The 15,581-nt window shown below is 66.4% G+C and carries 16 protein-coding genes and 1 pseudogene; 3 read left to right on the forward strand and 14 right to left on the reverse strand.

What is annotated here, in order from left to right:
* Positions 1-16 precede the first annotated feature (16 nt).
* The 6 genes from BLQ91_RS22415 to BLQ91_RS22440 form a co-directional block, all read right to left on the reverse strand.
* Positions 17-1,039 carry a methyltransferase gene (locus tag BLQ91_RS22415; RefSeq protein ID WP_090099442.1) on the reverse strand — a complete coding sequence of 341 codons (1,023 nt, stop codon included), beginning with the start codon at positions 1,037-1,039 and terminating at the stop codon, positions 17-19.
* Positions 1,040-1,222: 183 nt separating this feature from the next.
* Positions 1,223-1,462 carry a hypothetical protein gene (locus tag BLQ91_RS22420; RefSeq protein WP_143022764.1) on the reverse strand — a complete coding sequence of 80 codons (240 nt, stop codon included), beginning with the start codon at positions 1,460-1,462 and terminating at the stop codon, positions 1,223-1,225.
* Between the two features lie 20 nt (positions 1,463-1,482).
* The gene (locus tag BLQ91_RS22425) at positions 1,483-2,397 is read right to left on the reverse strand and encodes an MBL fold metallo-hydrolase (RefSeq protein ID WP_245733738.1); all 915 of its coding nucleotides are present in this window, start codon (positions 2,395-2,397) and stop codon (positions 1,483-1,485) included.
* 132 nt (positions 2,398-2,529) lie between these two features.
* Positions 2,530-3,408, reverse strand: a complete 879-nt coding sequence (locus tag BLQ91_RS22430; protein WP_218130369.1) for a fumarylacetoacetate hydrolase family protein — start codon at positions 3,406-3,408, stop codon at positions 2,530-2,532.
* A gap of 339 nt (positions 3,409-3,747) precedes the next feature.
* A complete protein-coding gene (locus BLQ91_RS22435) occupies positions 3,748-4,476 on the reverse strand; it encodes an SDR family NAD(P)-dependent oxidoreductase (RefSeq protein ID WP_090099449.1) in 729 nt (242 codons plus the stop codon).
* Between the two features lies 1 nt (position 4,477).
* A complete protein-coding gene (locus tag BLQ91_RS22440) occupies positions 4,478-5,554 on the reverse strand; it encodes an alkene reductase (RefSeq protein WP_090099451.1) in 1,077 nt (358 codons plus the stop codon).
* 95 nt (positions 5,555-5,649) lie between these two features.
* Between BLQ91_RS22440 and BLQ91_RS22445 the strand changes: the two genes are divergently transcribed.
* A complete protein-coding gene (locus BLQ91_RS22445; protein WP_218130370.1) occupies positions 5,650-5,958 on the forward strand; it encodes a winged helix-turn-helix transcriptional regulator in 309 nt (102 codons plus the stop codon).
* Positions 5,959-6,603: 645 nt separating this feature from the next.
* Positions 6,604-7,473 carry an SGNH/GDSL hydrolase family protein gene (locus BLQ91_RS22450; protein WP_090099453.1) on the forward strand — a complete coding sequence of 290 codons (870 nt, stop codon included), beginning with the start codon at positions 6,604-6,606 and terminating at the stop codon, positions 7,471-7,473.
* Positions 7,474-7,565: 92 nt separating this feature from the next.
* On the opposite strand, the gene BLQ91_RS22455 is transcribed toward BLQ91_RS22450, so the two are convergent.
* Positions 7,566-7,856: a sigma factor gene (locus BLQ91_RS22455; RefSeq protein ID WP_090099456.1), complete on the reverse strand. Its 291-nt coding sequence runs from the start codon at positions 7,854-7,856 to the stop codon at positions 7,566-7,568.
* 401 nt (positions 7,857-8,257) lie between these two features.
* Positions 8,258-8,530, reverse strand: coding sequence for a hypothetical protein (locus BLQ91_RS22460; RefSeq protein ID WP_090099458.1), 273 nt, complete (start codon positions 8,528-8,530; stop codon positions 8,258-8,260).
* Positions 8,531-9,398: 868 nt separating this feature from the next.
* Here BLQ91_RS22460 and BLQ91_RS22465 point away from each other — a divergent pair.
* Positions 9,399-10,211, forward strand: coding sequence for a DUF4436 family protein (locus BLQ91_RS22465; protein ID WP_176959901.1), 813 nt, complete (start codon positions 9,399-9,401; stop codon positions 10,209-10,211).
* Between the two features lie 403 nt (positions 10,212-10,614).
* Here BLQ91_RS22465 and BLQ91_RS22470 read toward each other — a convergent pair whose 3' ends face one another.
* The 6 genes and pseudogenes from BLQ91_RS22470 to BLQ91_RS43385 all read right to left on the reverse strand — a co-directional run bounded on the left by BLQ91_RS22470 (position 10,615) and on the right by BLQ91_RS43385 (position 15,513).
* Positions 10,615-11,136: a GNAT family N-acetyltransferase gene (locus BLQ91_RS22470; protein WP_143022765.1), complete on the reverse strand. Its 522-nt coding sequence runs from the start codon at positions 11,134-11,136 to the stop codon at positions 10,615-10,617.
* A gap of 906 nt (positions 11,137-12,042) precedes the next feature.
* Positions 12,043-12,828 carry a VOC family protein gene (locus tag BLQ91_RS43805; protein WP_143022766.1) on the reverse strand — a complete coding sequence of 262 codons (786 nt, stop codon included), beginning with the start codon at positions 12,826-12,828 and terminating at the stop codon, positions 12,043-12,045.
* A pseudogene (locus BLQ91_RS22480) lies at positions 12,806-13,060 on the reverse strand (cupin domain-containing protein); the annotation flags it as partial. The pseudogene BLQ91_RS22480 and the gene BLQ91_RS43805, both read right to left, overlap by 23 nt.
* A gap of 177 nt (positions 13,061-13,237) precedes the next feature.
* The gene (locus BLQ91_RS22485) at positions 13,238-14,233 is read right to left on the reverse strand and encodes an SMP-30/gluconolactonase/LRE family protein (protein WP_143022767.1); all 996 of its coding nucleotides are present in this window, start codon (positions 14,231-14,233) and stop codon (positions 13,238-13,240) included.
* Between the two features lie 94 nt (positions 14,234-14,327).
* Positions 14,328-15,152 carry an SDR family NAD(P)-dependent oxidoreductase gene (locus tag BLQ91_RS22490; RefSeq protein ID WP_090099470.1) on the reverse strand — a complete coding sequence of 275 codons (825 nt, stop codon included), beginning with the start codon at positions 15,150-15,152 and terminating at the stop codon, positions 14,328-14,330.
* Positions 15,153-15,381: 229 nt separating this feature from the next.
* The gene (locus BLQ91_RS43385; RefSeq protein WP_281199633.1) at positions 15,382-15,513 is read right to left on the reverse strand and encodes a hypothetical protein; all 132 of its coding nucleotides are present in this window, start codon (positions 15,511-15,513) and stop codon (positions 15,382-15,384) included.
* Positions 15,514-15,581: the final 68 nt, after the last annotated feature.

The following is a 15,581-nucleotide window of genomic DNA, read 5'->3' on the forward strand; positions in this document are numbered from 1 at the left end:
GCGCTTCGACGGCGAATCAGACGGCGACGGCCTCCACCACCGACAGGGGCCCGTCGGCGGGCACGATGCGGGAGAGCCGGAGCCCCGCCTGGTCGAAGATGCGGCCGAACTCGTCGGCCGTGCGCTCCTTGCCGGTGACGAGCATCATCATCACCAGGTCGAGCAGCTTCGCGTCGTCCGGTTCGTTGCCCGGCTCGACCACCGCGTCGAACACGGCGATCCGGGCGCCCGGCGCCATCGCCTTGCGGCAGTTGCGAAGAATGCGCACGCACTCGTCGTCACTCCAGTCGTGGGTGATGTACGAGAGCACGTACAGATCGCCGTCAGCCGGCACCTCGACGAAGAAGTCGCCGGAGATCTCGCTCCAGCGCTCGGCGGCGACGTCCCGGGGCCTCTCGCCGGGCAGCACGTGCGCCTGGTCGAACAGAACACCGCGCAGGCCGGGGTTCTCGAGCAGGATGTCCCGCAGGAAGCCCCCGGTACCGCCGCCGACGTCCACGACGGTGCCGGTCGCGGGGAAGTCGTACTCGTCCAGCGCGAGCCGGCGGGCCGCCCCGGAGAAGCTGCCCATGCCGCCGTGGAACTCGGCCCCTGCCTCGGCGTTCCCCGCGACGTGGTCGAAGTACCGCTCGCCGAACAACGCCGGGAACGAGGGCTGTCCGGTGCGGAGGCTGTGCCCGAGCTCGAACGCGCTGGACCAGTGGGTGTGCATGGTGCTCATGACCACGCCCCACCGCGCCGAGTACCGCGAGTCCGTCCGCAGCCCCTGTCCCAGCGGCGTGAGCGAGAACCTGCCGTCGTCCTCCTGGCGGAAGATGCCGTTCGTCGAGAGCAGCCGGAGCGCGCGGTGCAGGAAGGCGGCGTTCGTCCCGGTGGCTTCGGCCAGTTCCTCCACCGGACGCGGCTCGTCACCGAGGTGGTCGGCCACTCCCAGCTGGGCCACCGCGCGCAACGCGGCCGCCTTGAGGTAGGCGTGCGCTTCCGAGATGAGGTACACGGTGGAGGCTTCGGGGGTGACGCCCCCGACTGAGCTGCTCACGAAGATTCCCGTCGTAGATCATGCGACCGCCCCCACCTGGTGGGAGCGATTCCAGAGATCAGAAGATAGGGGTTTCGCAGGTCTTCTCTTTGGTGCGGAACGAAAAGGGACGATTATGGGGCACGTCGCACTCGAAGCCGGATGTCCCTCTTGACTGCGCCCACGACCGTCCACACCTGCACGTCACCGCTTCCGTTTCCTTGCGCTGACGCAGAAATCGTACGTTCCGATGCCGGCGAGAAGCCGTTCGAGCAGCTTCGCGTGGAAGGCGGCAGCGTCGTCGTCCTGCCGCCCCACCGCGGCGTCCAGCTCGTCCAGTGCGACGCTGGCCGCCATCAGTTCCTCCGCGACACCGGCGCCTTCGTGGTTCCCGCCGCGGAGCATCTCATCGCGCGCCTCCCGCAACAGCTCTTCCAGCGACATCGCCGAGGACTCGGACGTACTCACGCGTGGCATCGGATGGGGCCGCCGTGCAACACCATCATGTCCTTCCACACGCCGGCCACGTCCATGCGTTCCGAGAGAGGCTTGCCGTCCAGCTCGTGGTAGGCGCGGTGCAGGTTGCCCACGAGGCGCTCCGATTCCCGCCACGCCGAGAAACGGGACTCCCCCGCCTGCTCGGCCACCTCGAGAGGTGCCTGGCCGGCTCGGCGCCCGGCCTCCGCGAGATCGAGGACGTAGGTCGCGTACTCGCTGAGGTCGTCGAGCACACCGTTGATCTCGTCGCCGCGCAGCAACGGTCCATGACCGGGTACGAGAACCGATGCGCCGAGCGACCGGACGAACGCCAACGACCTCAAGTACCCCGAAACGCTGCCCTCGGCCAGGAACGGCTGTCCGCCGACGAACACGAGATCGCCCGCGTAGAGGACCTTCTCCTCAGGCAGCCAGACGACCGCGTCGCCGCGGGTGTGGCCCACTCCCGGGTGGTGGAGCTCGACCGCGCGCGTTCCGAGGTGGACGGTCAGGGACGTGGTGAAGGTGAGCGACGGCGGCCGGACCTCCAGGTGTCCGTAGTCCGGCCCCGCCAGCACCTGCGACGCGATCAAGCCCGCGTTCAGGACCTCCTCGCGACAAGCCTCGTGCCCGATCACCGTGGTCGACCCCGGCAGGAGCCAGTTGCCGTAGGTGTGGTCACCGTGGTGGTGGGTGTTCACGACGTACCTCGGATCCGCAGCCGACACCGCGGCGACCGAGGCGAGCAGCGCCCGGTTCCGCGCCTCGGTGGAGGTCGTGTCGACGAGGAGGAGTGAACCGTCGGATCCCAGGACCACGCCGGTGTTGTTGATCATCCACGATCCGTCGGGCTGGACGTAGGCGTGGACTCCGGACGCGATGTCGACCAGTTCAGGCTTCACCCGTCGGAGCGTAGTCGCGCGCGGACGGGAGCGAATGGCGTTGATGAACGGTGCTCGAACAGGCATTGTTGAGCGCCCCCAAGGGCTTGCCTCCCGAGAGTCGTGTCACATTCCCCCGGACACGAAGCCATGTCAGAGGATGCGGTGCTCGATCGTGCCGACGCCGCCGATGTCGAGGCGCAGGAAGTCACCGGGCTTCAGCCACCGCCCGATCTCCATGCCGGAGCCTCCGGCGAAGGTGCCCGTGGCGAAGAGCTCCCCCGGCAGGAGTTGCTCGCTCGCTGACGCGTGAGCGAGCATTTCACCGAGGGACCAGCGCGGCCGGGAGGCGTCCGGCTTCGCGACGGATTCCCCGTTGATCGTCACTTCGGACCGCAGTTCGGTCCACCGTGGAAGAACTTCCGAGGCGCTCACCGCTGTGCTGGACAACGACGTCACGAAGTGCTTCGCCTTCTGCGGGCCGAAACCGCTGTCCATCTCCGGGATCTGCACGTCCCTGGCGCTGAAGTCGCACAACACGACGAATGCGGCGATCGCCCGCTCCGCCTCCGCGGGAGACGCGTCGAGCAACGGGCGGCCCAGCACGAACGCCAGTTCCAGCTCGTAGTCCAACGCCTTCGTGTAGTGGGGCGTCCGCACCGGGGTGCCGCTCGGCACGATGGTGGTGGCGTTGCTCATGTAGTAGATCGGTTGCCGGTACCACAACGGCTTGGGCCGGAACGCCGGGAAGACCGAGCGGGTGACCGTCTCGTACACCCGTGCCAGCCTTGCCACTCCGGGCCTGTAGCGACCGACGTAGCCACGTGCCGCGCCGATGTTGTGCTGCTCGTAGAGCATGAAGTCCCGGAAGGACAAGGGGTGGAACGGCAGCACGAGGTCACCTTCGACCGCGCCGCTCGCGAGTGCTCGCTCCACCTCCCAGGAGGGTGCGAACGCGGACCGGTGTCCGAGGACCGTTGTCGCGTCACTGATCTCCCACTCGTCGCCAGGCCGCTCCCTGGTTTCGAACACGATCGACTCCTCCGCGGCAAGGCGGCGCCGTATCTGCATTGCTCCCTCTCGACTGAGATGACCGTCGGCACCACTATGGTTCTTCGCCCTGGGCGTTCCCACGCGGGCGGCCACAGCCTGCACGAAGAGGCGCAGTTCGTGGCCTGGGAGCTCCTGGCTCGATCGAAGATCGCGGAGCCGGCGCCCGTGGACGACTTCTCGAGCAAGCCTGCGGTCGATCCCTTGTCCGCTCGTCATGGGAAACGCCTCGTTGAAGGATGTTCGGAACCAGCCGGTGAGGACCGGTCCGAACACCCTTCCGATCTCCTGCGACCGGTGTCCCCGGCAGGGATCACCCATCTAGACCTGGTTCCGCCCGCCGTCGACGAACAGGTCCGAGCCGGTGATGTAGGCGGCGTCGTCGGAGGCCAGGAACAGCACCGCCGCGGCGACCTCCTCTGGTTGCCCCGTCCGCGCCAGCGGGATGCCCGACGCGTGTGTCCTCTGGTACGCGAGGATGTCCGGGTCGGTGCTGGTCTCGATGTAGCCGGGGCTCACCGCGTTCACCCTCACCCCCCGCTCGCCCAGCTCGACGGCGAGGGTGCGGGCCAGTGCGCGGGCGCCGGCCTTCGCCGCGGAGTACACGCCGAGACCGGGCAGGCCGGCGGTGGCGCCGATGGAGGACATCAACACCACCGAGGCATGCTTGTTGAGCACCGGGGCCAACGCCTGCACCGTGAGGTAGGGCGCACGGAGGTTCTGGGCCAGCACCTCGTCCACGGTTTCCGGGCTGACCTCCCCGAACGTGGTGAGCGTGCCGCTTCCCGCATTGGTGAAGAGCACGTCCAGCCCTCTCCCCCGTGCGCGCACCGCCGCCAGCAGTTCGGTCAGGTGCTCCGGGTCGCTCGCATCACCGCACACCCCGGTGACCGCCGGGCCCAGTTCGGCCACGACCTCGGCCAGCACCTCGGGGCGACGGCCGGTGATCAGCACATGCGCGCCCTCGGCGGCGAAGCGGCGGGCCGTGGCCAGGCCGATGCCCGCCGTGCCCCCCGTGATCACCGCGGTGCGGCCCGCCAGCCTGCCCACCTCAGGCCGCCAGCAGCGGGTAGTCGAGGTAGCCCTGGTCGGTGCCACCGTAGAAGGTCGAGCCGTCCGGCTCGTTGTACGGGCCACGCCGCGCGATGCGCTCGGCCAGGTCCGGGTTGGCCAGCCACGGTGCGCCCAGCGCCACGACGTCCGCGCCGGCGGCCAGACCGTCGGCGACCCGGTCGTGCGGTGCCTCCGGCTCGGCGACCCGGTGCGGGTTGAGCACCAGCACCCCCTGCCAGCTCTTGCGCAGCAACGCGGTCAGGTCGCGGCGGCCCGGTGACTCCGAGACGTCCAGGAACGCCAGGCCGTCGCCCGCCAGCTCGCCCAGCAGGGCCTCGTAGAGCTCCTCGCTGTTGTGCTCGTTGATGCCCTGGATCGTGCTGGCGGGCGAGATCCGCAGCGAAGTCCGGTCCGCACCGGCGGCGGCGGCCATCGCCCGGACGGCCTCGACGATGAAGCGGATGCGGTTCTGCGTGCTACCGCCCCACTCGTCGGTGCGCAGGTTCGAGTCCCGGCACAGGAACTGCTGGGGCAGGTAGCCGTTGGCGGCGTGCAGCTGCACGCCGTCGAAGCCCGCGGAGACCGCCAGCGCCGAGGCCACCGCGAACTCCCGGATCGTCTCCCTGATCTCCTCACCGGTCATGGCCGAGGGCACCGGGTGGTCCTTCATGCCGTCGGGGGTGAAGGTCTGGCCGGGCGCGGGCACCGCCGAGGGCGCGTGCGCGTCCAGCCCGCCCCGCATGCTCGGGTGCCCGGTGCGGCCGCCGTGGAAGAGCTGCAGGTGGATGGTGCCGCCCGCCTCGTGCACGGCGTCGGTGACCTGCTGCCAGCTCTCGGCCTGTGCGAGCGTGCCGATACCCGGTGTGGTCGGATATGCCTTGCCGCGCAGACTGATCTGGGTGGCCTCGGTGACGATGAGACCCGCACCCGCGCGCTGCCGGTAGTACTCGGCCGTCGAGGCGGTGGCGAGCCCGTCCTCCGTGGCCCGGCTGCGGGTCATCGGCGCCATGGCCAGGCGGTTGCCGATGGTGGTGGCACCGACCCGGAGCGGTGAGAAAGCGTTGGTATCACTCATGGTTCCCAGCTTCGGTTGGACGAGCTCCCTTGCCAACGAGCGGGTAATGGACTTACTTTGGGTTAGTGACCAGCTCAACGGAGACAAACACGCGTGTGATCGACTCGGCCGGCTGCGAGGCCGCCGGCGGAATCATGGCCTTCGTCTCGCGGCGCTGGACCTCGGCGATCCTGCTGGCCGCTGCCATGGGCGCGCGGCGGTTCGGGGAGTACCGGCGAATGGTCGACGGCATCTCCGACCGCATGCTCTCGGTGCGCCTGACCGAGCTCCAGCAACACGGCCTGGTGCACCGCGAAGTGGTGCCGAGCATGCCCGTGCAGGTCCTGTACCACCTGACCGATCGGGGCCGGAGCCTCATCGGTCCGGTCGACGCGATCACCCGGTGGTCGCTCGAGAAGGAATGAGCGCCTCGCCCCGGGAGGAAGCCAGACTTCTCCAGGAGCGACGATCCGCGATCCCGAAGCCTGACCTCAGGCGACGTGAACCTGCCGGCCGGTCCTCTGAACCTGAGCGCCACGCCGCGTCGGAGTGGAGCCCTGGCCGACAAGTCCCTTGTGGACGTCGTGCGCGCGGCCGTCGGCAGAGCACTGGGCCACTCCTCAACGGACGAGGTACCGGAAGACGCGAGCTTCGACTCGCGGACCGAACGTCGTTGCTTCGCGACAGCTGCGAAAAGCCGAGCGACCACTGTTCGCTTCGAGCAGCCGAAAGGGCGACGGGCACCCAGCGGAGCTGCCACTCGAGCGGTTCCGCCATGACTCCGGATCGCTGTTCAGTCCAGCACACGCGAACCCGCCGTGTTCGCAGCCTTCCGACTCATGTGAGCACCGGGGCGTTGGCTCCCCGCGCAGTTGCGCTGGTACGCACTCGGCTCGCCGGCGGAGCCGGGATGCGACTTCACCCGATGAGAAAGTGCAGATTTTTGCTCACCTTTGTGAAAAACACGCAGGTCGCCGCGACAAAGGAGTTTCGCCTCGTCTCATTTGGCAGCACCGAAATAGGCGATCCAGGCACCATTGCGCCGGAATGACGTCGACTTCGGAGGTCCGATGAAAAGATCGACCGCTGTCCTGCTGGCCGCCTTGATGACGCTGGGGCTCGCTCCAGCGGCTGAAGCGACCGGCTCCACCTCTCTCGTGGTGCTCGGCGATTCGTACGCATCGGGTACTGGTGCGGGGTCCTATCAGGACGGAACCGCCGGCAACTGCTGGCGCAGCGACAACTCCTACGGTGAACAGGTGGCCGCTCGCCTGCGTGCGGCCGGCAGGCTCGGTTCGTTCGCCAATGTCAGCTGCAGCGGCGCGGCCACCGCGGATCTCGCGCGGCCGTTCAAGGACCGTCCTGCCCAGTTGGACGCCCTGAAGCGGAGCACGAACCTGGTGCTGCTCACCGCGGGTACCAACGACATCGACTACTCGGCGTACGGCGGCATCTGCGTCCAGGCCGACTGCACGGGCGCTCCGACCGAAGCGATTCTCGCGAAGCTGCCGCAAATGGGCGGCAACGTCGCGGGTCTGCTCACCGAGATCCGCAAGCGCAGCCCGTTCGCGCGGGTCGTGGTCGTGGGCTACGGCCGTCAGGTGTCCCCTTCGGAGGACCTGCCGGCCATCCCGCTCGACCCGATCTGCAGTGACACCGTCCTCACCGCGGCGGAACGCCGCGAGGGCAACCAGGTGGCCGACGGCATCGACGCCACCCTGCGTTCCGCTGTGGCCAAGGCGCGCCTCCGGGGTGTCAACGCCACGTACGTCAGCCCGTTCTCCCGGCCCGGCACGTTCGCCGGCCACGCACTGTGCGAAGCCGGCACTCCGTTCCTGCGCGGGTTCGACGCACTGGCGCCGGGTCAGGAAGGGCCGGAAGCCGTGTTCCACCCGAACCAGCAGGGACAGACCGCGCTGGCCTCGCTCGTCCGGGTCTAGCCGACGAGGTGGTTGCTTCCACCGATCCTGTGGGAGCAACCACCTCGGTGGTGGACACCGGCGAGACGGGCGAGGACCAGTGGTCACTGCGCTCAGGTCACCGCGACCGGGTGCCTCAACGCCGAACTGCGAGGCTCGTCAGCGCAACGCCGGTCGATCACGACGCCGTACACCGCGGTGAGCAGCCAGCCACGAACCGAGCTCTTGCTGTCGTTCAGCACCTCCGGACGGCGCCACGCCCGGATGAACACCTCTTGGACGATCTCCTCCGCCACCGTGCGACTGCCGCACAGCCGGGTCGCGTACGCCAGCGCCGCTCGGCCGTGTTCCTCGAAGAGCCAACGGATGAGCGCCTCGTCGACCAAGTCCCGTCCGCAGTGCATCGCCTCGTCTTTCCAGCCCTTCCCACAGCCGATCCGGCTCGGTGTCTCCTGGTCTACTCCGCACTCCGGCCCCAGATCCGCCGTTCGCAGCGAGAAGACACCTGCGCCCCCACTTCCGTTCCCGTTCAATCGAAGAGCCGGGTCACTTCTACCTGCCGCGCCAGTGATGACGGTTTCAAGCCGGACGGCCAGACTTCGCTCAACCAACGCGGTGGCGAGACCACCACCTCTGAAAGCGCGTCAGGTTCGATCCCGCTGGTGGATCACGCGTTTGCGTTCGCCAGCGCGCCGGCTCGACCGCCGGCCGGTGAAGGCCTGCCCCAGCTCCCGCACGTCCGCGAGCAACCAGTCGGCACAGGTGGCCGAACCGCCGATCCCAGCTGGAAGCCGTGCCATCAGCCTCAGATCGGTCGCAACTGCTCTGAAGGCAGAATTCGACCAGTCACACGACAAACCCAGCCCAGATCGCGACCGTTGCCCTCGCTGCCGTTCTCTTCTGCCGCATCCGCGTCATCACGTGGCTTTTGATCGAAGACATCGTCGACGACCTCGACTTCCAAGATTCCGACATCCTCGCAGGAGCCACGCACTGGCCTCAACTGCACTACATCATTCTCATCGTCGGTCACGGCGTCGACCGAGCCGAGCAACCTCAGCAGGTCCAGGTAGTTCATGATGCCTTCCCGCAGGAAACAGAAGCTCCATCAACCACTCGCGATCGGATTCGAACTGCCGAACATCCGGATGACGAGCAAGTCGCCCTGAGCGGACCGAACTCTTCGCCACGACCGAACAGGTCAGCACTCACCTGTGCGCACCGTTCAGCTCCGCCCAGATCGCCAACGCGAAGATGATCCAAAAGAGGAACCAGCCCAGAAACCTCCAAGCTTTTTTCGCTTTTCGGCGGTTCTGTTTCTCCACAAGCAGAACCATAGCAGCGAAGAACCACACAGGATGACCACCGGACTAAAGTGCGAAGATGCGTGCCCTTCGAGGCATTACCTGGCCAGAGTCGGCATGCACCGACACGTCCAAGACCGAGCGATTTCGCCCGATCCGGTCGTCAACACACAAGGTTTCGAAAAATTATCGATCTTCGGCACAAATTCTTCGCACTGCGCTATACCTTGCGTGCCACCAGAGGGATATGGCTTGATGCGAGGCCATAGCCGCAGCACGAGCGATGCTCGCTTGTGCGGCTTGGAGCGAGATCGTCGCCGAAGATCAGCGGCGGCAATGCGCTCAAGGGCCGTTGATCGTGCCTTTTCGGGCAACGAACCTGATCTTCGTCTTCCAGGACTGATCTTGGACCTAGGTTCATGCGCGGGAAACCTGATGTGTGGCGTGCTGCCCATTTGGTCATGCCACTGGTGACGCGCCCGCGAATCGGGAACCGCCATTGCAGCCCGATCAGGCTGCGAGTTCAAGCATTGCGACATCCACAACGGCACACCCTGCTGTTCTTCGTGTGCCGTTCTCGAAAGGATCCAGATGAGTACCGGCCTTCCTTCGCGGCGGAGTTCCTGGCTGAAAGCAACCGCGTTGGCGATCTTCGTCCTGCTGCTCACGGCGGGCAGCTTGTCGATCTATGTCGTCGAACGCAGCGAGGGCCAGAAGGAGATCACGCTCGGCGATCAGAACTCGCCCGACCGCCTGGACGTCAGCGTCTTCGTGCAGAAGACCGACGCGATCCTCCAGGAGATCGCCGCGCAGGTCGAGATCGCGCCGCAGGGCGCGCTCGCCGACGAGAACGGGACGCCACGCAAGGACATCACGCTCTACACGAACGCCATCAAGGGTGACGTGCTGTCGTTCAAGGCCGGCAAGAACCCGAGCGTGTCCGACCTGCGGGTCGCGCTGAACAGCGGCGTGATCACGGACTACCCGTTCGACAGCTACAAGGTCGACTTCGGCTTCGGCGCCGAGGTCGACGGCCAAGCCGTACCGCTCAACATCTCGATCGTGAACGCCGACTCGTTCTTCAGGCTGGAACTGGCCGAAGAAACGACCGAGGGTGGCGCGCTCTTCTTCACCGCGAGTGCTGACCGCTCAACCGGTACGTTCGCGTTCGCACTGTTCATCATGGTCTTCATGTGGTTCCTCAGCCTCGCCGCCGTGATCGCCGCCTGGTACGCGGTGAAGGGCCGGCACGGTCTGCTCTGGCCGTCGATGAGCTTCATGGGTGCACTGCTCTTCGCACTCGTGCCATTGCGCAACGCCGTGCCCGGCACGCCTCCGGTCGGCTCGGTCGTCGACTTCGGCTCGTTCTTCATCGCGGAAGCGCTGATCTCGATGTCGCTCATCACAACCGTGGTCGTCGGCTACAAGGTCGAGCGCACCAAGGCTGTTGCCTGACGAACGGTCGACGTGGTGGATCGTCGTTCGCGCGAGAACCGCATGTGATGGCTCGGCCGGCGTCGTCGGCCGAGCCATCGGCTCATTCCCGGTTCACCAGACCGGCGGCTCCAAGCCGGGGTGCTGTCCCCCAAACCCGGCGTCTTTGTCAGCCCGTCGACGACGTCCGCGCACGGGTACGTGCGCGGAGCACGTTGTGGTCAAGGATCTTGCAGACGCCTCCCCTACGTCCAGCACCACCTCCACAATCCCATCACAATCGTGTCGATCTGATCATTTGATGAAATTCGTGGAAAACTGCACCAGGTGGTCCTGACGCCAGAACAGCCACGAAAGACCTCATGAGTTGTCGCGCAGGAGGCGTGGACGACGGCCTGGATGCCTGACGCAGACGATTCCGGCCTCAGGCGCACATCTCGCCACAACACGACTTGTCGGCAGCCTCGTCCCACGTGCGCTTGAGCAGCAAACCGCGGGTGGTGGCCCAGGTGAAGTTCGTGCCGTCCGCTCCACGGGAAGCTCGCACGCCTGGGAGTTCTGACTGAATCAAACGGATCATCGGAGTGTTCTCGGGCAGGACGCTCGCATGTATCTCCGCATACCGCATCCTGCACGCGTCATCAGCCAACCTCCTGACAAGCTCCCTCCCCACGCCCAGCCGGTGAAAAGAATCAACGACCGCAGCCGATATCTCAGCCGCTCCCCCGCCGATGCCGATGAGGCGCCCGATCCCTACTGCCGCCTCTCCGCAGTATGCAGCCACAGCGATGTGACGATCGCCATCGATGTCCGTGAGATGCTTTCGCGCCGATGCGCTCAAACGGGGCATAGGCGAGTGAAATCTGAGGAACCGGCTACGCGAAGACATCCCTTCGAACACCGCCTCCACGGCCACTGAAGCCGTGTCGCGGTTCAAGTACTTCAAGCGAATCTCGCTCACTACCAGCCCTCTTACTCCACAGATTTCAACACCACATCGCAACTCCTGGCAGGGATCACACGCTCCAGCCCCATGCCGGAAGCTGCTGTCGCCGACTACACGTGCACAGTGGCGAGCAAGCGACCTCAATCGTGCCCAACTGCACGAAGGTGCTCGAAATCTTTCCCAATACCGCGTCGCACCAGTACCGTGCGACAAGATGACCCGACAATCATATTCGGCTCACATCAACGCTGCGAAGAGTGAAATCTCGCCAAGCCGGGCACGAAGAGGACTGACTTCCCGGGCTTCCCGAAAGGGACGGATGTTGGGCGCTTCACACCCCAGTGCGTGCGACGACATCGATAAGAGCCATACCGTCTGGAAAAGATCGTCTTGCGAAGACGATGCGCAGCCCAGCCAACGCGACAAAGTGAGCAGCCCTGGCTGCGTTGCCTCATGAGGCACGAACGCGCCATCTCGGTGCGGCGCACATCCGATAGAGGAAGAAGGCATATCGCAAACCGGTGTGAACACACCTGAGCACCACGCGCGGTCCGGTCCCACGCTGTGTCGCCCGCGCTGTGGGTGCCCGAGAACACGGTCACGCTGGACCAGACTCTCGAGCTGTGCCGGAGGCTGCACCCGGACCACGAGAAGCTGCGCACGGTCCTGCGAATGGTGGAGAACACCGGAGTGCGCAAGCGGCACATCGTCCAGCCGCTGAACGACACCCTGCGGCACCCCGGCGTCGAGGTGCGCACGCGGATCTACCAGGACGAGATCCAGCGCGCGATGCCCGGCATCGTCGCCGAGGCGCTGCAGTCGGCTGATCTGCCGGCGGACGGGATCGACGCGAGGCGACCGCGTGGCGCAGAACGTCCGTGCGGGAGCATCTGCTGGCGATGCCTCTTACTCCAGGTCTTTCGCGATCATCGCGGACGCGACATCTGCCCAAAGTTTCTCGGAGGCGGGGCTCTTCTCCATCATTTCGATTACCGCTCCGCCAGCAGCTGGACCATCAAGATAAACCCAGCGCAGCGGATCTTGTGGCCTGTTCGTGCCGGCGAGCGTCGACATGCCGAGCTCTGCGAGTCGGGCGCTCTGCCCATCGAGATCGGAGACCAAGAATCCCAGGTGATGCAAGCCCTCGCCGCGTTCAGTCAGAAATCTCCCGTGCGGCGACTGGTTGTCCAGTGGCTGCAAAACCTCCAGCAATGTTGCGCCAAGTGATATGAAGCCGACGCGGAGATTGAGCTGACGCGTACCCCATCGCATGGGCACGTCAGGCGTATGAAATTCAAGCCGCGCAGTGTCGGCGCGACCGAGCAACGCCGAGTACGCGGACAGGGCGCGATCGAGATCCGTGACGACCAGTCCCACATGGTGGATGTCACCAAGTCCCAAACCGTTAGTCTTATCAGGTTCCGTGCTGTACATCATAACCTCAACTTCAGGCGCAGTGTCATTCATGAGCTTCTTCCAGCGGTATCTCCGATGCGGTTCGGGCTGGCCGGCAGCGCAGATGCCACTTTCTGCACAACCACCGAGCCGGCACGGCGTTATCACCGCCAACCAGAGACGCGGAGGAGCCGGGAGTTGCGGCTGGGCGGCACAAGCTGCTGCTTCTATCCACAGCCCAGCCCGGCGACACAAATAGTCACCCATGAGCTGATTACTTCTTGAAAGCTTCCTCATCACCCGGAAGCAGGCGCACGTGGTGGCGTTCGAGCGTTTCCTCCACGGCCTCGAACTGCTCTTCGGTCCACCACACGCCGATGTTGTCCTCGGTCGCCTCCTCTCCCACCTCCAGCCAGAACTCCTCCGCGCCACCCGGCGTGAAGAAGACGAGCATTTTCGCCGTCTCGCTGCCGACGTTCATGTAACCGTGCCGCGTACCCCGGGGGATGAAGACGAAGTCGCCGGCGCCGGCGCGGTGAACACGCCACCGTTGATCACCACCGTTCGGCCCCCGTCAGCCGGGACGAAGATCGCTCTGTTCGCCGCCCAAGCGGGATCAGCGAGATCAGCGGGAAATCTTTGAACGTCATCGAACTCCTCCAGGTACCAAGAGCGGGAAGAGGGCACGTCACATTCGCGGAGAGCTTCATTCAGCCCTTCCGACAAAGCGCCGGCGGTTCCACGGAACGGGAATCGCCACGATTTTGAAGGTCGCGTCCGGATTGCCGATGTTGGAGAGGTTCTCGCCGAGGTTGGCGTCGACCACGTAGAGGCGGCCTCCGAACACGGCCCCGGTGCTCGCGAAGGCGGCTCCCGGCACCTCGGTGACGCCCAGGACCCTCCCGGCGGTCAGCTGACGGGCGAGCTCGACCTCGACCACGCCGTCATGCGTCACGACGTAGAGCGTCCGTCCGACGAGGACCAGGCCGTCGGCGGACTCCAGGTCACCCTGGAGGTTGATCTTCCGCGCCAGGGCCACGTCGCCGGTGGTGGAGGGCACGAGGTAAAGGGCAGCACCACCACCAGCGGCAGCGGTTTGGCCGACGAGCAGGTTCTCTCCGTCGGGCGTCGCCGTGATCCCGTTGGCGTTGATGGGTCCGCCGGGCACCCACCCCCCGCCCAGCACGATCTTCTCGGCCACACCGACCCTGCCGGTGGTCCCGATCGGCACCCGCACGAGAGCGGCCGGGTCTGCGCTGTCGGTGAACCACGCCGCGTCGCGGGTCACCTCGACGTCGTTGATGAACGAAGCCTCGGGGACGAGGACGTCGGCCAGCTTCGCGCCGGACCTCGTGTCGTACAGGCGGAAGCTGCTGAGGACACCGGGAAGCGGACCTCCGTGCCCGCCGCCCGCCACCCAGAGCCGGCCGAACCGGTCGACGTCCATTCCGACCGAGATCTTGCCGGGGCCGGGCGACGGGGCGAACTGCGTGGTCACACCGGTTCGCAGGTCGACGCGCCGGATCGCACCGTTGGCCAGCGAACCGGTGTAGGCGGTCTTCCCGTCAACGGCGATGCCTTCGGGCGAGAACCCGTTCGGCAGGTTCACCACCGCGGGGAACCGCTCGGCCGGCACGGGCGCGGCGGCGGCCGGCGCGGCGAACAGAGCGGCCGTCACCAGCAGGGTCAGAAGCGTTCCCATGGGTTTGTGCACGCGCATCGAAGTCCCTTCCTCACGAGTGGTCAGGCACACCGCGCCGTACAGCCCGGTGCGGCGTTCGTCCAATGAGCTGAGCTCAGGTGACTGCTTGCTTGCGACGATCGGACAGCGTCGGCAGATGCCCGGTCGTCCCGCCGTCGACGTAGATCAGCTGACCGGTGATGAACTTCGACTCGTCCGACGCGAGGAAGACGACAGTGTTGGCGACATCGGCTTGCTCCCCGACGCTGCTGAGCATTTGGGAGTCCAGCAGGAGCTGCAGTGGCGCCACGGCTTCGAGCTGGTGCGACCCGGCGGCTGCCTGTCTCACCGCGGGTGTCGGGATCAGCCCGGGCGCCAGCGCGTTGCTCCGGATGCCGAGGTGCCCGAACGAGGTGGCCACCGACTTCGTCAGGTAGTTCACCGCCGCTTTGCTCGTGCCGTACGCGACGAGGGCCAGGTCTCCGCCCGCGGCCTGGACCGACGAGGTGTTGATGATCGAGCCACCCCCGGTCTCAGCCATCGCGGGAACGGCGTACTTGCTGCCGAGGAACACGCTGACCGTGTTCACCTCGATGGTGCGCATGAGGAAGTCACGGCTGACCCCGACCACGTCGGTGTCCTGGTTGATCCACTCGGCGCTCACCAGCCCGGCGTTGTTCCACAGGACGTGGAGTCCCCCGTAGGTCTCCTTGGCGCGAGCGACGACTCCGGCCATGTCGCTCTCGGAAGAGACGTCACCGACGTGCGCGGTGACGTCGAACCCTTCCTCCGCGAGCTCCTCGGCCCGGTCGTGGACAGCCGGAGACAGGTCCATCATCACGACACGAGCGCCCTCGGCCGCCATCGCTCGCACTCCGGCGTACCCCAGGCCACCTGCCGCGCCGGTGACGATCGCGATCTTGCCCGTCAAGCGGTCCATCGAGGACCACCTCTGCTTAGTTGAAATTTCAGCACTCAGCCACCGTAGCACCGCATGCTGAAATTTCAACTACATGTCCAGGCCATCGCCGCCGCCGCAGAAGGGCGTCCGCGCCGGGATCGGGAAGATCGCGCCACCGATCCCGCCAAACCCGTCTCGACGAGCCGCCCTGCCGACCGCTGAGGCGCGGCGGCACAGCTCGCGGAGGGATACCGCCCCGGTCAGCGCCTCACCCGCGGCACCGGCCGGAGCCCGGGAACCGCTCGCCCGGCCACCCCATCCTGGTCAGCGCCACGTCATCGGCCATGCCCGTCGCCGGCAACGAGTTCGCGAACCTGCTCGACGTGGTGCCGCGCGGCACGCCTCACCTCGTTGACCCCCTCCGCGGCGAGGACGGCGCACTGTCCCCTGCCGTCGACACCCGCGTCC

This window comes from Lentzea jiangxiensis, assembly GCF_900104175.1.
In the GTDB taxonomy this organism is placed as follows: Bacteria; Actinomycetota; Actinomycetes; order Mycobacteriales; family Pseudonocardiaceae; genus Lentzea; species Lentzea jiangxiensis.